General features: G+C 49.9%; 1 protein-coding gene. It reads right to left on the bottom strand.

The window, feature by feature from the left end; translation table 11 throughout:
• On the bottom strand, positions 1-847 hold an 847-nt coding region (locus R8N47_RS24330), incomplete at both ends, for a methyl-accepting chemotaxis protein (RefSeq protein ID WP_318185995.1).

The raw sequence follows: 847 nt of genomic DNA, 5'->3' as shown, positions 1-847 counted from the left end.
TGGGGCGGTGTACACTTTAAAGCGACTGATGTGTTCTCGCATGGTGTTCGCTGTGTTGAACATTCTGCGTGCGCCTTCACTGCTTTTCAGTGATTGCTCAGCAATGACATCTGCATCGTCTTTGATGCCTTGAGTATTGCGGCTGATGTCTTCACTTACCGCTCGCTGCTCTTCTGCTGCGCTCGCAATCTGCATCGCCATATCATTAATCTCAGTGATAGAGTTGGTGATGCTGGTTAGACTGTCGTGCGCTTGCTGTGCGTAATCCACGCTGGTATCTGCCAAGCTAGTGCTGGCTTGCATGCTGTTTACGGCAAGCTTGGTATTGCTTTGCAGCGTTTCAATCATGGTACGGATTTCTTCTGTTGAGCCATGAGTGCGTTGGCTAAGTACACGTACTTCATCCGCTACCACGGCAAATCCGCGTCCTTGTTCACCCGCGCGTGCTGCTTCGATGGCCGCATTGAGAGCGAGCAGGTTGGTTTGCTCAGCAATGCCTTGAATCGTAGACAGGATTTGGTTGATGCTTTGGGTGTTCGCTTCCAGTTCAGAAATTACATTTGCCGCATCACTCACTTGCTCAGCAAGCGACACAATCGCTTCTCGGTTTTTCTGAATAACGCTTTGACCTTCCACACACGCAGATGCGGAGTTTTGGGATGCACTTGCGGTCAATTCTGCATGACTTGCGACTTCTGCAGCGGTTGCCGACATTTCATGAATGGCCGTAGCAATTTGGTTTACGTCATTTTGTTGGTGCTCAACGCGTCCTGCCGCCATGGCTGAGAGTTCATTCGCCTGTTGTGCTTGTTCTGACAACTGCTGACTGTTTTCGACGATGTTTTTT

This window comes from Vibrio sp. 2132-1 (genome assembly GCF_033344315.1).
This window is presented reverse-complemented; position numbering and strand designations above follow the sequence as displayed.